The organism is Lewinella sp. LCG006, from assembly GCF_040784935.1.
Lineage (GTDB): Bacteria > Bacteroidota > Bacteroidia > Chitinophagales > Saprospiraceae > Lewinella.
The window spans coordinates 5,480,223-5,496,136 of the sequence record NZ_CP160680.1 but is presented as its reverse complement, the minus strand read 5'-3'; the positions used below and the strand labels follow the sequence as shown (position 1 = coordinate 5,496,136).

At 41.6% G+C, this 15,914-nt stretch carries 13 protein-coding genes; 4 read left to right on the top strand and 9 right to left on the bottom strand.

The features are described from left to right. Positions 1-74: 74 nt before the first annotated feature. The 3 genes from AB0L18_RS19880 to AB0L18_RS19870 all read right to left on the bottom strand — a co-directional run bounded on the left by AB0L18_RS19880 (position 75) and on the right by AB0L18_RS19870 (position 2,428). Complete coding sequence (locus AB0L18_RS19880) at positions 75-1,256, bottom strand: T9SS type A sorting domain-containing protein (protein WP_367389069.1); 1,182 nt, start codon at positions 1,254-1,256, stop codon at positions 75-77. Positions 1,257-1,359: 103 nt separating this feature from the next. Continuing rightward, positions 1,360-1,593, bottom strand: a complete 234-nt coding sequence (locus tag AB0L18_RS19875) for an HTH domain-containing protein (RefSeq protein ID WP_367389068.1) — start codon at positions 1,591-1,593, stop codon at positions 1,360-1,362. Between the two features lie 583 nt (positions 1,594-2,176). Continuing rightward, positions 2,177-2,428: a helix-turn-helix domain-containing protein gene (locus AB0L18_RS19870; RefSeq protein ID WP_367389067.1), complete on the bottom strand. Its 252-nt coding sequence runs from the start codon at positions 2,426-2,428 to the stop codon at positions 2,177-2,179. A 100-nt stretch (positions 2,429-2,528) separates the two neighbouring features. Between AB0L18_RS19870 and AB0L18_RS19865 the strand changes: the two genes are divergently transcribed. Next, positions 2,529-2,969 (top strand): hypothetical protein, encoded by a 441-nt coding sequence (locus AB0L18_RS19865; protein ID WP_367389066.1) that lies wholly within the window; start codon positions 2,529-2,531, stop codon positions 2,967-2,969. Positions 2,970-2,985: 16 nt separating this feature from the next. Here the strand turns inward: AB0L18_RS19865 and AB0L18_RS19860 are convergent, their stop codons facing one another. Continuing rightward, positions 2,986-3,933 carry a hypothetical protein gene (locus AB0L18_RS19860; protein ID WP_367389065.1) on the bottom strand — a complete coding sequence of 316 codons (948 nt, stop codon included), beginning with the start codon at positions 3,931-3,933 and terminating at the stop codon, positions 2,986-2,988. 64 nt (positions 3,934-3,997) lie between these two features. Between AB0L18_RS19860 and AB0L18_RS19855 the strand changes: the two genes are divergently transcribed. The 3 genes from AB0L18_RS19855 (at position 3,998) to AB0L18_RS19845 (ending at position 5,771) form a co-directional block, all read left to right on the top strand. Next, entirely contained in the window at positions 3,998-4,456 is a 459-nt protein-coding gene (locus AB0L18_RS19855) for a RadC family protein (protein ID WP_367389064.1), read from the top strand. A gap of 12 nt (positions 4,457-4,468) precedes the next feature. After that, a complete protein-coding gene (locus AB0L18_RS19850; protein ID WP_367389063.1) occupies positions 4,469-5,098 on the top strand; it encodes a restriction endonuclease subunit S in 630 nt (209 codons plus the stop codon). A gap of 232 nt (positions 5,099-5,330) precedes the next feature. Next, positions 5,331-5,771, top strand: a complete 441-nt coding sequence (locus AB0L18_RS19845) for a hypothetical protein (RefSeq protein ID WP_367389062.1) — start codon at positions 5,331-5,333, stop codon at positions 5,769-5,771. 15 nt (positions 5,772-5,786) lie between these two features. Here the strand turns inward: AB0L18_RS19845 and AB0L18_RS19840 are convergent, their stop codons facing one another. From AB0L18_RS19840 to AB0L18_RS19820, 5 genes are read right to left on the bottom strand one after another with little or no spacing between them, the layout of a single operon-like run. After that, positions 5,787-6,398: a hypothetical protein gene (locus AB0L18_RS19840; protein WP_367389061.1), complete on the bottom strand. Its 612-nt coding sequence runs from the start codon at positions 6,396-6,398 to the stop codon at positions 5,787-5,789. Positions 6,399-6,430: 32 nt separating this feature from the next. Continuing rightward, on the bottom strand, positions 6,431-9,700 hold the full coding sequence (locus tag AB0L18_RS19835) for a DEAD/DEAH box helicase (protein WP_367389060.1): 3,270 nt from the start codon (positions 9,698-9,700) through the stop codon (positions 6,431-6,433). A 36-nt stretch (positions 9,701-9,736) separates the two neighbouring features. Continuing rightward, entirely contained in the window at positions 9,737-11,461 is a 1,725-nt protein-coding gene (locus AB0L18_RS19830; protein ID WP_367389059.1) for a DUF262 domain-containing protein, read from the bottom strand. A gap of 39 nt (positions 11,462-11,500) precedes the next feature. After that, positions 11,501-14,185, bottom strand: coding sequence for a DEAD/DEAH box helicase (locus AB0L18_RS19825; protein ID WP_367389058.1), 2,685 nt, complete (start codon positions 14,183-14,185; stop codon positions 11,501-11,503). Between the two features lie 48 nt (positions 14,186-14,233). After that, positions 14,234-15,904 carry a site-specific DNA-methyltransferase gene (locus tag AB0L18_RS19820; protein ID WP_367389057.1) on the bottom strand — a complete coding sequence of 557 codons (1,671 nt, stop codon included), beginning with the start codon at positions 15,902-15,904 and terminating at the stop codon, positions 14,234-14,236. Positions 15,905-15,914: the final 10 nt, after the last annotated feature.

Genomic DNA, 15,914 nt, shown 5'->3' with positions numbered 1-15,914 from the left:
TTTACATAAATTGCTAAAGCTCGGTTAGATATTATATCTGCCCGAGCTTTGGCAATTAAAAGATAATAAGACAATTATTTAGCAATTGACAATCGTTTACTTATGGTTTCATTAGCAGATTGGAATTTAATAATGTAAAGTCCTGCTTCAAGATTACCAGCATCCAGTTGCCCAGCACCTCCAAATAACATACCAGTTTTGATAATTTGGCCGTTCATTCCATATATAGTGTAATCTAACTTTTCCATTTCTTCTCCTATTGTCTGATAATTTATGATGCCATTAGGAGATGGATTAGGGTATAATACCACATCAGCAACAGCCTCTTCTATATCTAACCTACAAGGAGTTCCAGGGGTGCCGGGAGCATAAATTTCGAAATAATCTTCATGATATGCCCATGGATTACCATCGCAATCTTGATAACCATTCATCGAAACTTTATATTGCCCAGGCCAGATAGAACTCGAACCATACTTTGATAACCAGCCTTCACCAAATACATTAACACTTGCCGTTATTTTGGCTGGCGTATAATCATGCCAGGAGCCCCCAGCAGATCCCCCGGTCAGATTTGTTCTTGTTAAGTTTATTACCCAGTGATCTGGTCCGTGAGTTCCACTAATATCATAAGCAATATCAGCTTGTACGTCAGCTTGACAATACTGTCTTCGTTGGGAAAATGAAGTGCCATTACCTGATCCGAAGCTATTAGTAGGATCAAGTACTCCACTTAAATCAGCATCAGTGAGTCCATTATATGTTTCTGTATCAAGAGCATTTGAAAAAACCGTCACTTTGCCAGAACCGGGAGTTTCTCCAATAATGCCAGAACATAACAAATAGGGATGAACACTAGGAACTCCGTTGCCTAGGGTGATTTCCACTCTTACCCTCCATGTATCTCCATATGTTAAATCACGATAAGTAATATCTTGCAAAACGTCAGTTTTTGCGCTTCCTTGATTTACAAACGATCCGCTTACCAGTTTCTGTAGTTGGTAGCTAAATCTTTTATATTCCGTTCCACCTATGTCAAAAATAGAACCGCCACAATTTACGTCTCCTGTATCATTAAATAGTAAAGGAGAGGTAACTCCTGTGAGTGTTGCTTCAACTTTGTTACAATAGCCAGAGACAAAACGCAATGTGAGTGTTTGGGCTGATGATGTTGCAGAAAAAAACAGAATCACTCCTGTTATTAACAAAATAAAGGGAGACTTTAATGTCGTTTTTGAAGTTGTTTTTAGGATCATTTTTGATGATTTTTATAATTAAGAATAAATACTTTAACCTTTGCTAGATGCAAAGCTTATGGTGTGCTCAATGATAGCATTACAAAGATAGGAATAGAGAGTCCTAAAAAATGAGACTCTCTAAATTAAGTTCAAAATTTTCTTTGTAGAAGTAAGTGTTATAGTCGTAAGAATACTGAATATTGGCCCCCATTGATGTTAATATTGATATATATCTAAAAAGAGATGATCTCGATGTTTCGAGATGTTTAGCCAGTTGTGAAGCAGTTCCAGTTTTCTTTCTTAGAATAGAAGTATGAAGTTTTTTTATCAAGCGAAGTTGATCGAGAAAGTGCATATTCACGTTTTTTAAAAGAGAGATAAATGGGGTGCAGTTGCGATTTGTCCCCCTGACTGATAACTAGAATAAGTAGTGAGGATTTAGCATATTTAAGGTGCTTAATCAAAAAAAGTGCCTACCCTCACTACCGCATCAAAAATACAAGAGTTATTTGAAAGTCAGGTATTATCGCAGTTAGAAAATTGGACAGAACAACTGGTTTCAGGCGATTTATTAGGCTTCGAGCAATGCCTTTCGCCTTCTGCTGAATAGAAGGCGAATGGTTACAACAAAAATCCTAGTAGTTTTCGATAGTTTATTTATCTATTAATCCTAAAATTGTTCGTATTAGACGATGTAATGCGAAAGTTCTTCTATTTCCCATAATTTACATTATCACATTCCATATATAGTTAGAGTCCGTAACTGACTGATAAAGCTCTAGCCTCCTCCGTTTCACCATCATAGTGAAAAAGTAGTATCTGGATTTCAGATGACTTATCAGCAGGCACAAAAATATAAAGCAGGAAATCGTATTGCTTTTTCCCTTCCTTGTGTAGCAGCTCTTGTTTGACAGACCACTAGTGTTTTTTCACCAACTCTACTTCGACTGATCTTCAAACCCCTCTGAGAAGAATTCTTCGAGAGAGACATCCAATGCCTTTAGTACCTTGAGTAAGCTACTAAAACGCAAATCCTCCCCATTCTCGTAACGACCGTATTGACTTCGGTTAATCTCATTCTGAAATGCAAACTGCTCATAATTACTGTAACCGGCCTGCTTACGCAGTGCCTTGATGCGTTTTCCTAATTTTTCCAATTGTTGCTTGGTGTATTCATCATGATCAGCCATTCACAAATTAAAGCAGACTACCGCTCTTGTGGTACCGCTTATAAAATACCTCTTATTAGAATCTTTTTATATCTTTGCATTAACTACTAATACTCAGATCATGATGCAAAGAATATTTCTCCTTGTTTTTACTACAATTGCTATTCTAGTTGTCCGCCCATTACAAGGAATTACTCAAGAAATCGATATGGCTATAGTCGTCCGGCAAATTGATTTACGCAATGAAACGGCAGAAACAGCGGTAGTGAGTGCTTTGCAGGCTTCAAAAAAGCAGGTAATTGTCATTATGGTGAAAGATGGTACACAAGAACTTATCGATCAAACTCACAATGAGTTGAGAGCTTTGATGTATAATGGATTTGAGCGAGTAGTTTTAGTACTGGCAAATGGATTTACAGACGACACAGGTACAACTATAGCTATCTACGCAGGAGGCCACACCTATGCCTTAATGAAAGATGTCATAGCAGGTGCTAAGACAAGCAGTGATTTCTATATGTTGGTCAGGGACGCATATAAGGAATTTGTGGCGGTAAAATAAAAACCATAATAGGTTACTATAATTTGGGAGTAGTATTCAGTGCAGTTTGCTTACTTTCAGGAAATGGCTCTAAATCGGACAGGATATCAATCTCCCTTATTTCCCTTTCAGTAAATAAATTCTCTTCCTCAGATAGCAGGTGTCGCCGATAGTTATTATTACCAATAATTGACTTTCCTAGATCGGTTTCAATCTCCAACTGAACATCTTTCTCCAGTTCATAATAAGCAAGCATAGCAGCTTGTTGGCGCACAGGGTCATCACTTTCTAATTCTTCTCTAATAGCCAGGGATTCTTCAATATTTAGTTTGTATCGATCATAATTTTGAGTCAGTTGCCCAATTTTTCGCTCAGCGTCTTGAGTCTGGCTTTCTTTATGGGCCCTAGCTTCGAGCATTAGTTCATAAAGTAAGGCATCACTTGAAGAATAGTATTCCGGCAAGTCATTTTCTTGCAGATAACTCACCAGTGCCAGGTCTGCATCTTCGTTGACTAATGCTCCATTAGCTTCACGGGAAATTTGTCCAGATTGTTGATATTCTGATATACTATCATGAAGAGCACTGTCATAAACTAGAAGTGTTTCCAATAGCTGCTGTTGCTCAGCTATCTCGACCAGTATCAACTCCATCTGTTCTTGCCAATACTCGATATTACTGTTTATAGCCTCTAGCGCTCTGTCAATCGCAGCTTGAAATAGGAATTGTAGCAGGTCTGCCTCTCGTTCTCTACGCTTCTCCAGAAAGCGTTTTATCATAGCTATATTTTGTCCTCGTAATAAAGGTAATGGTAGCTGACTTAGGTCATCCATTCCCGATAAATTAATCATCGGTACGAGTTGTTGCAGGTGGGTTATATTAGCAGGTGTATTACTAGCAGCCATTGAAAACTCTAACCTCAAAACACCACCCTGCTCGTATAGGCTTTCTTTCTTTTTACCAGAATTTCCCTCTTGATTCGACATGCTCTATTGTAGCATTCTAATGGTAAACAATTCGTAAATTACCACTTGGGGGAGTGGTTGGTAGATGAGCTACAAAATACCGGTACAAGTAAGCGAAGTAAAGTTAGTCTATAACAGTAAGGTCAAGCCTGAAGATCGCCCGCAAATTAGAAAATCACAAGATGCCTATTGGATTTTTGAGGCAAATTGGGGCGATCAAATAGAACTCCTGGAAACCTTCAATTGCTTGCTTTTAGACCGAGCTAATCGAGTAATGGCCTTCTGCCCTATTTCTAAAGGTGGTATAGTTGGCACTGTTGTCGATCTCAGGTTAGTCTTTGCCACCGCTTTGAAAGCTAGAGCAACTTCGATTATATTGGCACACAACCACCCTTCCGGAAATCTCTTTCCTAGTAACGCCGATATTGCCTTAACTGAAAAGTTTAAACAAGCTGGAGATATTCTAGACATCCCCGTTCTCGATCATCTAATTCTCACTCCACAAGGGAAGTATTATTCTTTTGCGGATGAATGTAAAATTTAGGGGATCAACCCTTTGGACACCTTAACTACTCTTACTCAATACTTCCTTAAGGCCAATGTTGAGCAGGAAATTCGCCCCCCTCCAAATTGCCCTCGCTACCCTTTGAAAGAAATTGTCAATACGCGTAAAGGACGTGTTCCTGCATCTCTGACGAGTACGTTTAATACGTATGTGAAACCTTATGTGAATATCAAAGCCTTCGAGCGCGGCATTATTGAGCAATATGTCGAATCCGATGATGGAGTTCCGGTAAATAACGAAAACCTTGTCATGGTCTTGGACGGTGCTCGCTGCGGGCTAGTAGGGCGTGGGATAGATGGAATTTCAGGATCAACACTCAAGAAGATTTCTCTCAAGGAAAAGTTCTCCTACATTCCAATGAGCTATCTTCAGTATTTCCTACAATCCAATTACCGATTACTGAATCGGCGTTCACGCGGTTCCGTTATCCAGCACGTTGATCCTTACTTGTTTGGACAGCTAGAAATCCCCATTCCTGATAAAGGAGATCAACGTTTTGAACGAACTACTCAATTATTACGAACTATAGATGCCATAGAAGCACAAACATCGCAGCGATTGCAAATCATTCATAAATTGAAACACTCATTCTTGTACCAAGCTTTTGCACCAGAAAAATAAGACGTCTATCACTCTACCAGATTGAATGTTGCCGCTATTTCAAACACCAAATAGTCAATTTCTCGTAGCCCCTCCCCTGTTCTAAATCATTCCCTGCTTAGCCGTGCCGGTCGAAGATGTGACGTTCGTTTTCGGCTCCTCCGCAAGCGGCACCTCCAAAAAGCGAAGCGCACATTTCGCCCTTGTCCCCGGCTCTTGATGCAGTAATTCAGCACAGAAAAGGAGCTACAAAATGACCACTACTATTGAAAAAAGAATTGAAACACTCATCCATCGTGAAATATACTTAAACCAATACGCCCTGGTAGAAGACCTCATTCTCAAGCCTAATCCAGATATGATTGAGTGCATCGAAAACTTTTATGATGAAAGCTCGGCCACCATAGAAGAATACTTGCAGTACGAAACCGATATTCCTGAAACAGATTGGCAAGAATTGGATGTCCACGAACGACTAAACCTGGCTCAAGCAGAGGGTTTTGAAGCGCAACCACAAGAAATCTTTGAGTGGTGGCTCGTCTCTGACTGGTTAGCCAGTAAACTCAAAGAATTTGAAGAACCCGTGCTCGACTGTGATTACGGTACTTGGTGGGGACGTACTTGTACTGGGCAGGCTATTAGTATGGACTGGATAATACGTAGGATTGTGGAGGTTACTGAGTATGCGAAGTAATTATTCATGATTAAGCTATGAAGACGAGGCTTTAATTTTCATGATACTAATCGCCTCTTCCAAGGTTTCAACATTTAGCTTATCCAGAATTGACTGCTCGTAAGATGACGTTAAAGGCGTAATGATTCCATTCGAAATATTCCTCCACAAATATGTAATTCCGTCTCTATCTTTTACGATAGAATTCCCTCTAGCACTTTTTATAGCTAAGTCAGCAAGAACTTCAGGAGTAACTTCATCAAGGTTCGGCTGAAGCCTAGCTGTGAGTAGTATGTCAAATCCATGGATATTTTTATGCTCGTCAATTATTGTCTTGTTTATACTAGGTGTATCGGTGTGATGATATAGGTTAGATACTTCTCCGGGCTTATTGATTTCTCTTCGATAAATCATGTTTTTTGCTTTTGAAAGAGAGACACCAAGCAAAGGAAGAATGTAAGCCTGAACAGTGCTCCCCCCTTCCTGAACAGGCACTAATGTTGGCGCACCATTTCTACCGTTACTTGATCTACAATACTCAACCATAAAATGTGTTTCGACCTTGATTCTAGGTTTGGTTATGTGCTTAATAAGCTCATCGCCGGGATCGTCTACCAATGATCCAAATGCCAAAATTCCAATTTTCATATCTTGATTTTTGACTTTTATATGTCAAATTTTTATTTGCTACAAATGATATTTAGGTCAACATTTAATGTTTGTTTGATGTATGCAACAGCAGCCCCTAAAACTACTGCTTGATCTTTCGTTATGCTTTTTTCCGACACACCAGGCTGAACAATAATTATTTCAGGCCGAATCTCTTTAAGGCGAGCCATTCGTTGAAAGGAATTTAATGTCGCCATCTCCCCCTCTAGAAAGCCTGTTCGATTCGGATCGTTTCTGTATTTTTGTTCTCTCCGCCTGATGTGTTTGATAAGTTCTTTAAACTTTCCAGGCCATTTCGCTGAGCGTATTGCCTGCGAGGAGACTTCTACAACGTCTTTGATCCGTTTCCCTTTATCAGTACTTCCAGAAAATTTACAATGAACGAGTAATACCTTAATGTAATCTTCTTCTTCCTTTATACAGATTAAGTCTGCTGCCTCGCCAGCCCTATCATCATCATAAACAATAGCAAAATCTTGATGGATATATTGTTGAGCCGTATACCACTGGACAGAATCAAGCCTTTGAACTCCATCCTTCCAAATCGATTCTTTAGTGATATCAATGCTGTCAGGCCAGTCCCAGGCGTTTAATCTCTCAGCTGGAACGGAAACAAGTCCGGCATCTTCTGAGCGAAGAATAATATTTCCATCAAGTTCGGAAAGGTCAAAGAACCTAAATAGAGGAGGGCGTTCCGTAAAGAAAAGTCTCAGAGAATCTTGCTGCGTTCCTATTCGAATCTCTAATTCAGCATCATCTAACGCTAAAATGTCAAACCCGTTCTCTCCTTTGATAACCATTGCATAACGACCTAACTCAGTGTCAGACTCTCCAGAAACAATTGCAAATTCAAGAGAATTTTTGGCAACATCCTTTCGTAAGTACCTTATAGCAACTTCAAAAAAATCATACTCACTCCCCTTTTTCAGAATAGTTACCCTATCTTCTGGAAGACCGATAAGTTCTACTGGCCAATCCACAGTTAAAACCTCAAAATCAGGTAATGAGTCTGCATATTCAGGAATTAAGACATTTGCTATGATTGACTTTGTATCTATTGAAACATCTATTAGCTTCCGACCGACGTTGCTAGCCCATTCAATAAATTGTGGGATAGACCCATTGGCTTTAGACCAGACACGGCCTTTATAAGAACACCCAATAGTTATTTGTTTTCCGTTTTCCCATCCATAGCCACCTATGTTGGATTTCCTAGCTCCTTTTTTCTCTGTTTCACTCAAAGCTTGCTTAACATCAGCTCCCGTATACATGGCAAAACTTAGATTCCTACGTCCATGTTTTGTGACACCGATATTATTAAAAACCAATCTTCCAATATGACCAAGAGAGCGAAACATATCTTCACCTACTATTTGCTTGGTTGCACCTACGGCTTTAGCTAATTCAGCGTGATTGGAACTTTTATTCGAGGACGCCAAATAAAGTAGCTTGTTGACTGAATCATAATGGAAAACATAAAGATGCCATTCTATGTGGGTAACCTCTTTAGTTTTCGACCATTTTACTCGCTCTTTTCTTCTTGTAACAAAATAGAGCGTGTTTTTATTCTCGTTCATCCAAAGTTTAATCAGTTCAACTTTGTCTGAAATGGCTTCAATAATACGTTTGGGGTGAAAATCCTCGCACTCGTAAAAGAGAGTACTGAAAGTTGGCTGTATAGAGTTCTTTGAAATGCCAACTTTAGCGCTTTCTTCATCAATATCAAATTGCTCCGAATTTTCTAAAAACTCTATAAAAGCCGCGTGTTCCTTAGCTGCGGTAGAACTTAATTCTCGTAGTAAGGAATTCCAATCTGCGTCTTCACTGTATAAGTCCTCTAAAGCTCTTGATATATGTGGATTTGCGATATTTGCAATGACAGAAGCATCTCCCAGATCATTATCGCCATTCCGGGTGAAGCGACCTATAAACTGAAGGAGAACTGCCAAACTTTGGTGCATGTCGTGAATGGCAGAAACCTTCAGTGACGGTATATCTACCCCCTCCCCAAGCATGTTGACACAAACCACAATCTTGGCTTCACCTGATCGAATTTTTTCTACACGGCCATCGTTATCACTTACTTCAGAATGGACAACTATTGGATTTAAATCAGAAGCTTCTTCCTTGTAGATTTCAAAAACCTCTTCAGCGCGTGATTTTGATTTACACCTCACCATCATTTGATGAGGCTTTCCCGAACTAATGTCTTCCCTCAGTTGTGCAATTGCTGCTTTAGCGATTTCTGTATCGGCTATTCCCAAGTCCGGTTCGTAAATTGGATAAAAATTTATACTCTTAAAATAACCATTTTCTTGTGCTTTTTTGAGAGGGTAGGAATATGCGACTTTCCCATCAACTAGCTTCCCATCGTTCCTAAAAGGCGTTGCTGTAAATTGAACAACTTTGTTTTTTGTAAAAGCAGCTTTTAATTGATGCCAGGTTTTTGCTGCAACATGGTGAGCTTCGTCAATAATCAATGTACCGCATACATCTGCAATATTCTTTAAGAATACTGAAGCCGTGCCTCCTGATAAAGAGGATACTACTCCCACAACTACATTGCAGTCGTGGAAAATGTTTAAATCATCTTTATTCTTAGGTCTTTTTGTCACAATCCCCACAATTGGGTTTTTAGCTTGCTTAGGTAAGACACCCAGTGACTTCAACTTGCCAAAGCTTATGAACTTTTTTGAAATTTGTTCTCGTAAGGCTTTACTCGGAACTGCGACAAGTACTCGGTTTAGTTGATACGCGGCAGTTGCCGCCAACATCGTTTCTGTTTTACCTGTACCAGTCGGCATGACTACAGTTACAGGTGAATCGTCCAAGCTCCAATGTGCACCTAATGCATGAAGAGCACCAATTTGAGGTGGTCTCAGTCCCTTATCGTCAGAAGACCTTATAGGTAGTGCTTCCTCTTTATACCGTAATTGATTTTTCCAACTTTCAGTAATAGCATCTGCGGTTTTACTGAGAGTTTTGAGATCTTTCCTAAATGTTCTAATGTCTTTATGATAAATCCATTCTATTGATCCGTCATCATTTTTTCGAATTACACCATCAACACCATCTGGAATCTCAATGGTTTTCCTTTTGGTAACAATAATTTTCTCCCCATTTTCAAGGGTAAGTAACTCCTCCTTTACTCTTGGAGATATTTGAATCTCAGTAGTTTCTAAAATATTTAGCTGTTCTTTATCTCTCAATAAAACAAATGCGAATCCGATAGAATATTTTATCGGACCAAAGAGGATTTCTGGAAGGATGATTTTTTTCATTCTATTCGTAAGGCTTAGGGTTTTAATATGGCAAATTTACCGTCTCCAGATTTTAAGCGCTAATTCAGCCAGTGTGTCACCTCTTGCTGAAATCTGATCTTCATCCCACTCTTCAAGTTCTAGATATTTACTGGTTAGAGTGAGAAGCGAGTATTCTTTAAGTATGCTGCGTTTGTTAGCCCAGGCAAAATTCTTGAGTTTACTGTTTAGTGCTTTGGTCACAAGGGTAAGATTCCCTAGCGTCTTAAGCTTTCGGTGCCGAATGTCTTTTTCCGCTTCGGTCATATCCTTATCAAGCCAATTTTCTTCCCACTTTTTAGGCATCATGTGTTCTACAGAATAAGACTGAGCACTTAATTTCCTTACGTCCGAGTAGTTATTGTCGAGTTGGTAGAGCGCTATGCAGTACAGGACTTCCCTCGCGTACTTGTTATATAGGTAACTGTCTAGGAAACCCCGTCTGAATTCATCATCATCGGGCATTCGATTTGTATCTTCACTGAAGTCTTTAATGCATTCCTCGAACGCATTATAGTCTAAACGAGCTACCTTTTTGAGGTTATTTATAAGCCCTATAAACAAGCGATTATAGTTCTTGGAGGTTAACTTACAAACCATCCGCCTTACCAGATAAGACTCCAAAAGGAGCAGGCATTTTTCTTTTTCAGCAGCATCCTGAACCTGTCGATATAAAAAGAGCAAGAGAGGATAAACGGTCGTAATTTCGAGGTACTCTATTATGTGGAATAGCCGCTTCTCATGTTCGCTGAAACTTATCTCATTGAGTTCGGTCCCTGCCGGAAACTGTTGATAGTCGGCCGCGTAGTTTTTCAGGTTAACCAAAAAGGCGATCTTCTCGTCATTTGACCTGTCCTTCAGGTACTTTTTGTATTCTTTGTAGAGTTTTTCTAGTCGAACCTCAGACCCTGTTTCGATTATGAGAAAGCAGTAAAGCAGAAGTTCTAAGTTCGTTCGTTGAACCCGTCCAGCAGTTTTAGTGGTTTCCCAGAACTGGATTGTACTTTCGTCTGCTTCAAATACTTTGTACCAGTGTTCTTGATAATGCTCTTTTAACTCTTCATCACGAAAGATGTAGTTCTTAAGTAGCTCTCCAATTGTTAAGCGAACTCCAAGTGAATTAATCGTATCAAAGATTTCCTGTTCATCATCCCTCTCTTCCAGCAACATACTGATAACGGGAAAACGGTTGAGGAGCATATTCTTGAGGTTGTCACGCTGTTCATCCGAAAAGTCCTTTAGTCGATTTTTGAAAAATTGATAACCAAGAATGATGGGATGGTGTTTATTATCAAGGTCACTGAAGTCCCTGCCTAACATGACGGCATCAAAATATTTGGAATCGATCTTACTGTGACGCAATCGGAGAAATGTATCCCCTTTGGTATCCTGAAATTTGATCAACTGATCAGTCTGCTCTTTGAGCTTCGGATAAGTGCCATCAGCAGTATCAGCAATCGCTTTAAGAATAAGAGAGACCGTCGTAAGTCTTTGCTGACCGTCTATCAACTCCATCGGCTGCGTACTGAAGTTGTCGGAGGTTAATTGCTTGGTGATTATGGTGCCAATGAAATGTTCGCTTTTTTCTTGGCGATTAAATGACTCCAACTCTTCTTCAATGTTCTCCCAAAATAACTGCCAGTTTTCTTCACTCCATACATATGACCTTTGGAAGAATGGGATCATATACTGGTAGTTGTTGGTGAAGAAGGAAGATAGGATTTCTTTATTCGCACTTTTCATATTCTAGTCTTTTGTTCGATGTTTATTTGATTGATTGTTCTACTGCCCATACTGCCCCACCAATCGCTCCAGCCCCATATTTACCTGCACCACCCCGTGTGGGATGAGCACATAAACCCAGTTTTTACCGCCGTGCTGACCGGTAAAGGTAGAAGCGTGCTTACAATATTCCTCCGCTGCGCGCGCCTTATCCAGCACATCCTGGCTCTCCATCTCGTTTTCTTTTTTGGTCTCCACCATGTAGATCGTCTCTGGGGTTTCGACGACGAAGTCAGGCTGGTACAGGCGAGAATTATGGCGGTAATAAATACGGAACTGCGCTTGCGCGGGACGTAGCCACTTCAGGCAGTAGTCATCTTGCTCACAGATGATGGCAAAGTCTTTTTCTGTCTTGGAGTCAAACTTATAAAGGTGGTGACAGGCTTTGGTGAAGCCGGTGAACACCTTCATCCGAATAGCACTTGTGGGTACAATGGTATCGCGCAGATCGTGGATGTTGTCCTGCGTGTATTTGGTATAGTTATGGGGTCTTATTTCCGTGAAGGCACGAACATTGATGACGGGTTCCTGAAAATCGGGTGCTTCGTAGTAGAAGTGATCCATCATTTGCGTGTGGATGTACTTGCCAATTAGCCGCTTATTGTTCTGCACTACATTGATGATCTTGTCGTCTTCATCCAGGTAGGAACGAAAATGAGCGACCGCCTGCCCTGCTAACTTAAACAGAAAGCCTGCCTGCTCATCGTAGTCGATTTCGGCGAAGTTGATGAGTTCGCCAACGATCATATTTTCTACGGTATCGAACTGTACCCGTTGGCCAGAAGCGTCGATGATCTCAATGATGCCGCTTTGCAGCTCGCGGATCATGATCTTGTTTTCGCCGGGCTGGAGGTTTAGCTTGCCGGTGTCCAGATCAAAGTCGCGGAAGCCGTGCCGGACTTGCTCATCAGGGACAATGCTAATACGCGGAATCTCGATGAAGTGCTCGGTAAAGTCTTCAATCACTTGATCATAAACGGCTTCGACCTCCCTGATCCGCTCCTCTACGAACATTTGCTGCTGGGGACTAGCAGTAAGTTGTTCGCGAACCTTTTGGATAACGATCTTCCGGGTCTCTGCTTGGCTTAATTCCTGCACACTGCGCACTGTACGATTCATCTCGGGGAGCACGGTAAGTAGCGTTCTACGAGCCTCCAACTCTTGAGTAGCCAGCTTTTGCGCTTCGGGTTCATCAAGGGTAGTAATACGTTGCTCCAGCTCGTAGTTTTTCTTTTCAACAAGCGAAGTAGCGGTCACTACTTCTTTGCGCTGACCTAGGTCTTCTTCATCAATCTGGATGATGTTCTCTTGGCGGATGATTGAATCCGGTGCATTGGCCGCGTCTACAATTTCCTGAAAACGGTCGTGTGCAACGATGGTGAGGCGGTCTACCTTTTCGTCTCCTGTACGCTTACCGTAAGGTAGGCGTAAACCTCGACCAATAGTCTGCTCGCGCAGCGTCATGGAAGCGGCGGTACGTAGAGGGATAATCGTATAAAGGTTGGTAACGTCCCAGCCCTCTTTAAGCATGTTGACGTGGATGACGATCTCCACTCGATTGTGCTCGCTTTCCAGAGAAACCAACTGAGCAATGTTCTCATCCTTCTCCGATCCACGCTGATTAGAGTGGATTTCAATCACCTTATCGGCATAGTAGCCATCAAAAAAGGCAGACGATTCAATGAGTGCTTTCAGCCGTGAAGCATGAGGCGTATCCTTGGCAACGACCAGCACGAAGGGCTTGACGGTTTTGACATTGTTGTCACGAGCAAAAATATCCAAGGCTACTTTGGTGTCTTCGTGGATGCGTAGACCGTCTTCCAATTTAATCCGATCCAGCTCCTCCTTCGAATACTGACTCGGGTCAAAGTCTTTGCGGGTGGCAATGGCCGGGGTCTTGACGAAGCCATCCTGTATGGCACGTGCCAGGGAATATTCGTAGACGACGTTCTTAAATTTGACGGTCTGATTTCCCCGCTCTATTTGCGGGGTAGCGGTCAATTCTAAGCCTATGATTGGATTGAGTTCGTTGAGTACCTCCATACCACGGGCGGCGCGATAGTGGTGCGACTCGTCCATGATCATTACCAGATCATCCAGGCCAGATAGGTAATCAAAGTAAGGCTCGCCCAGGTATTCCACCATTTTGCGGATATTAGGCGTACTCCCACCCCGCGTTTCTGAGTTGATCTTGGAGATATTGAAGACATTGATATTCAGGTCGGACTCAAAAAGCGCTGTCTGAGCGATTTCCTGATAGTTATCGCCGGTAATAATGCGCGGAGCCTGATTCACGAACTGTCCAATCCCCTGAAACACGTATTTCGGATGAGCAGGATTAGAAAAGTCTTCGATCAGCTTATTGTAGATGGTCAGATTGGGAGCAAGGATGAAGAAATTACGGATGCCCTTTTCCAGATAAAGGTAAGCGACAAAAGCACCCGCCAGCCGGGTCTTCCCTACGCCTGTAGCTAGAGCAAAGCAGAGCGAAGGAAAATTCCGCTCAAAGTCTGTACTAGTGGGATAACGTGCTGTTACCTTTTCGAGTTCCTCGGCCAGTAAAGCAGCATCATTGATTTTATCAAGCCTAAGCTGATCCGCCATTTCCGCTAAAATGCGGAGACTTTCCTCCTGCGGTTTGCGAAGAGAGAGGCGGTTTTTGATGTAATTCGCGTTTTTATTCATTATCCTGCGTGGGGTTCCAGATCAATTAATTTTCCTGAGCTTATGCGTTCAAAAGAGTTTCTTTTGTGCACCAGGACGTTGTTCCTCTGCTTGCCGTTTTTCCTCTTCCAGTTTACGTGCAGCGGGCACAAAAGGTTCCGCCGCCTCGTCGGTAGGCATATTGATGATATTCAGGCTGTAGTCTTCCTTGCCAAACTCGCACCTCCCCAGCAGCATTACCGGTATTTTGTGAATGTTGATATTGGGATGGCGTGTCTCGACCACCTCCTGGTAAGATTTGCAGCAGATCAGTAGACTTTCATCTTCTTGCATCTGCTCATGGATTTTATCGATCAGCTCTACGGTCACGAATTGGGTGGTGGTAAAAATGTAGTCCTTTTCTGTAGACTGTCCCTGCTTCCAGAAAAACTGCTCATCGGGACGATAATCATAGCCCTGATGCTTGGCCATTGCTGCCGCTAATCTATCCGCATTATAACTGGGGTCAATCACCCAATTGCCGAAGTCGTCCTTCTTAAGCAAGGAAGGAGCCAGCTCATAGAATTTGAAGCCTCCACCGCCTTCCCAGTTGACAGTCTTAGTAATACCGCCTTCGTCCAGGCCATCGACTACTTTTTGTAAACGAGGTTGGCAGTGAGTATAGGCATGTTCGCCTAGTTCAATCCCAATCCAACGACGGTTCATTTTGTGGGCAACGGCTGTTGTAGTTGCCGATCCAAGAAAAGAATCAAGTACTAAGTCTCCTTCATTACTTGAAAGATCGATAATGCGCTTTATTAACCTTTCTGGTTTGGGAGTTCCAAATGTATTCCTTGCACCAAATAGACTAATATTCTCCTTTTTGGCTTCATCTGTATGTCCTACTTCCTGGTGAGTCCACCAATTATGTGGAGTCATTCCATCTCTTACCTCCGATAAAAATAATTTTACCGCCGGTACTGTATTACTACCGTTTACTCCCCACCACAGCCGATTTTCGTCAATATGCTTTTGGTGAGTGGTAGGGTCGTACTTCCATGCCTTGTTTTTGTTCTTGATTACTTCTCCTGTGTTCGGGTTTATTATATCGTAACAAAGGTTCGGTCTTTTTTCAGGAGATGCTTGATTAAGGTAATCCACAGCCTTCCATGGGCCCCTTGGATCGTTGTCAGGGTTTGAATACCTCGCTTGTGATTCCTTGGTTCTTGGAAGTAAGTTGTTTTGAAATTGGTCGGTTTTTGAGTAGACTAGAACATAGTCACAGATTGTAGCAATTCCTTTAAAGTTATTGCTCACACTGTACTTTCTCTGCCAAGTGATCATTGTTTTAAAATTCGACCTCCCGAAAATTTCATCACAAATAATCTTAAGATAATGACATTCATTGTCATCTATTGAAATCCAAATAGATCCATCTTCGGTAAGAAGCCTTCTTAGAATCTTTAGCCTCGGCACAATTAGATTCAACCACTGCGAATGCTCTAAACCATCATCATAATGCTCAAAAGCACTGCCTGTATTGTAAGGCGGATCAATATAAATGCACTTTACCTTCCCCGCATAATCTTGCTCTAGCGCTTTCAATGCCAGCAGATTATCCCCATGAATCAGCATATTCTCTGCCTTGGGATCACCATAAGACTTGCTTTCATCTTCAATGAGGATGCGCGGCTCCAGGCGGGGTTCTTCCCCTTTACCGATCCAGGTGAGTTCGAGGCGTTGTTTATTGTTTTGTTTCATTTTCTTTTCA

What these genes read in the sequence shown, in the direction of transcription:
- AB0L18_RS19855 (WP_367389064.1), top strand. Translation starts at nt 3,998, where the DNA reads ATGAGCTACAAAATACCGGTACAAGTAAGCGAAGTAAAGTTAGTCTAT.
- AB0L18_RS19860 (WP_367389065.1), bottom strand. Translation starts at nt 3,933, where the DNA reads ATGTCGAATCAAGAGGGAAATTCTGGTAAAAAGAAAGAAAGCCTATAC.
- AB0L18_RS19845 (WP_367389062.1), top strand. Translation starts at nt 5,331, where the DNA reads ATGACCACTACTATTGAAAAAAGAATTGAAACACTCATCCATCGTGAA.
- AB0L18_RS19865 (WP_367389066.1), top strand. Translation starts at nt 2,529, where the DNA reads ATGATGCAAAGAATATTTCTCCTTGTTTTTACTACAATTGCTATTCTA.
- AB0L18_RS19840 (WP_367389061.1), bottom strand. Translation starts at nt 6,398, where the DNA reads ATGAAAATTGGAATTTTGGCATTTGGATCATTGGTAGACGATCCCGGC.
- AB0L18_RS19820 (WP_367389057.1), bottom strand. Translation starts at nt 15,904, where the DNA reads ATGAAACAAAACAATAAACAACGCCTCGAACTCACCTGGATCGGTAAA.
- AB0L18_RS19875 (WP_367389068.1), bottom strand. Translation starts at nt 1,593, where the DNA reads ATGCACTTTCTCGATCAACTTCGCTTGATAAAAAAACTTCATACTTCT.
- AB0L18_RS19870 (WP_367389067.1), bottom strand. Translation starts at nt 2,428, where the DNA reads ATGGCTGATCATGATGAATACACCAAGCAACAATTGGAAAAATTAGGA.
- AB0L18_RS19825 (WP_367389058.1), bottom strand. Translation starts at nt 14,185, where the DNA reads ATGAATAAAAACGCGAATTACATCAAAAACCGCCTCTCTCTTCGCAAA.
- AB0L18_RS19830 (WP_367389059.1), bottom strand. Translation starts at nt 11,461, where the DNA reads ATGAAAAGTGCGAATAAAGAAATCCTATCTTCCTTCTTCACCAACAAC.
- AB0L18_RS19835 (WP_367389060.1), bottom strand. Translation starts at nt 9,700, where the DNA reads ATGAAAAAAATCATCCTTCCAGAAATCCTCTTTGGTCCGATAAAATAT.
- AB0L18_RS19880 (WP_367389069.1), bottom strand. Translation starts at nt 1,256, where the DNA reads ATGATCCTAAAAACAACTTCAAAAACGACATTAAAGTCTCCCTTTATT.